The sequence below is a fragment of the Spirillospora sp. NPDC049652 genome, from assembly GCF_040675125.1.
Classification (GTDB): domain Bacteria; phylum Actinomycetota; class Actinomycetes; order Streptosporangiales; family Streptosporangiaceae; genus Spirillospora.
On the sequence record NZ_JBFAOF010001141.1, the window covers coordinates 1 to 2,060 of the forward strand.

2 protein-coding genes and 1 pseudogene are annotated in these 2,060 nt (G+C 72.3%); 1 reads left to right on the top strand and 2 read right to left on the bottom strand.

Translation table 11 applies throughout. The annotated features are described in order from the left end of the window. Positions 1-210 (bottom strand): annotated as a pseudogene (locus tag AB0J52_RS37850) (hypothetical protein); the annotation flags it as partial. A gap of 463 nt (positions 211-673) precedes the next feature. Between AB0J52_RS37850 and AB0J52_RS37855 the strand changes: the two are divergent. Further along, positions 674-1,642 carry a TIGR03557 family F420-dependent LLM class oxidoreductase gene (locus AB0J52_RS37855; protein ID WP_500187808.1) on the top strand — a complete coding sequence of 323 codons (969 nt, stop codon included), beginning with the start codon at positions 674-676 and terminating at the stop codon, positions 1,640-1,642. Here AB0J52_RS37855 and AB0J52_RS37860 read toward each other — a convergent pair. Further along, positions 1,594-2,060 (bottom strand): helix-turn-helix domain-containing protein (locus AB0J52_RS37860; protein WP_500187809.1); only part of this gene is annotated, 467 nt, incomplete at its 5' end. The genes AB0J52_RS37855 and AB0J52_RS37860 overlap by 49 nt on opposite strands.

The following is a 2,060-nucleotide window of genomic DNA, read 5'->3' on the forward strand; positions in this document are numbered from 1 at the left end:
GCCCGAGCCGCCCGAGCCGCCCGAGCCGCCCGAGCCGCCGGAGCCGGTGCTGTGGTGCGACGGGCCGCCGGACGGGGCGGAGCCGCTGCTCGGGGCCGACGCGGATCCGGAGGGCTCCGACGCCGTCGCCTTGCCGGTGACGTCGATGTTGCAGGCCGAAAGGCTGAGCGCGAGCGCCGCGGCCGCACCGGTGAGCAGGATCTTGCGCATGGGGGGAGCTCCCAACCTCGGGGCACGGTCTCCGTGATCGTGCTGTACGGGGTGTGATGCGAGCACCGTCCCGGGGGTTGGTGCGACGCGACGTGATCAATCCGACCCGCTTCGCACCGAACCCGCGCCCGGAATCCGGCGTCTGGATCTCCCGAGGGCCCGAAGAAGTTCACGCCTTCGGCGATCCGTCGCCAGATGAACGCCGGACCCGGCGTCCGACCCGCAGCAAGGGCGGCCCTTTCCCCAAGGCACACTCATCTCGTTACGCGCCTTCGCGCGACCGGAGAGCTCCCTGACCCCGAAAAGCCGGTAATTGCACCTGGCGAAATTCTGATCGCAGCCGGGCACCGAATTGCAGCTTGGGCCCCACCGCACAATTCGGGGGTTGGCTAAAATATGACAAATATCGTAAGTAGTGGTGGGGGTGGGGTATGGCCCGGCCGCGGTCGGGTAGGCGGGCGTTATGAAGATAGGTTACAAGCTCGCGGCCGAGGCGTTCGGCCCCAAGGAACTGGTCGCGCAGGCCGAGCGGGCCGAGCAGGCCGGGTTCGATTTCGTCGAGATCAGCGACCACTACCACCCGTGGGTGGAGGAGCAGGGGCACTCGCCGTTCGCCTGGTCGGTGCTGGGGGCGATCGCGGCGAACACCACCACGCTCGGCCTGGCCACCGGGGTCACCTGCCCCACCGTCCGGTACCACCCGGCGATCATCGCCCAGTCGGCCGCGACCGTGGCGGTCATGTCGGACGGCCGGTTCACTCTCGGCGTCGGCTCGGGCGAGCGGTTGAACGAGCACATCGTCGGGACGGGGTTCGCCGAGTCCGTCCGGGTCCGGCACGAGATGCTCGTCGAGGCGCTGGAGATCATCCGGCTGCTGTGGCGCGGCGGATACCGGTCCTATGAGGGCAACCACTACCAGCTGGCCGCGGCGCGGGTCTGGGACCTGCCCGAGCAGCCGCCGGTGATCGCCGTCGCGGCGGGCGGGCCGCGGGCGGCGCGGCTGGCCGCCGAGCACGGGGACGGCCTGTTCGCCACCGAGCCCGATCCGTCGCTGGCCGAGGCCTACCGCGCGCACGGCGGCAGCGGCCCGCACTACGCGGAGATGCCGATGTCCTGGGCGAGCGACGAGGAGACCGCCGTCAAGGCCGTGCACAGGCTGGGGCGCTGGTCGACCGGCGGCTGGCCGGTGATGGCGGAGCTGCCCAACCCGCCCAGCTTCGCCGCCGCCTCCGAGACGGTCAGGGAGGACGACATGCGCGAGGCCATGCCGTGCGGGCCTGACGTGTCGCGCTATCTGTCCAGCGCGCAGTCCTATGTGGACGCGGGCGCCGACCATCTGGTCATGCAGAACTGGGGTCCCGACCCCGAGGGGTTCATGGAGTTCTACCGCAGCGAGCTCGACGAACGGCTGCGCGCCATGTCCCCGTCCTGAGGCGTCCCCGGCGTCCGGGCTCGCGGGGCGGCGCGGAAGGCGCGGCGGTAGGCGCCCGGGGTGGTGCCGACGGCGTTGAGGAACCGCCTGCGCAGGTTGGTGGCCGAGGAGAGGCCGACGCGCCGGGCGACGGCGTCCACCGGAAGGTCGGACGCCTCCAGCAGGTCGCGGGCGGCGGCGATCCGCCGGGCGAGCAGCCACTGCCCCGGGCTGGTGCCGAGCTGGTCGGTGAACCTGCGGGTGAGGGTGCGCGCCGACACGCCCGCGCGGGCGGCCATGTCCTCCACGGTCAGCGGCTCGCCGAGACGCTCGCCGGCCCATTCCAGCAGCGGCGCGAGCGTGCCGTCGATCTGCGCCGGGTGGGGCGGCGCGGAGTACTGCAGCTGGCCGCCCTCGCGGTGCGGCGGCATGACCATGG

Bases quoted from the DNA above. Each gene is read 5' to 3' on its own strand.
- AB0J52_RS37855 (WP_500187808.1), top strand. From the start codon at position 674: ATGAAGATAGGTTACAAGCTCGCGGCCGAGGCGTTCGGCCCCAAGGAA.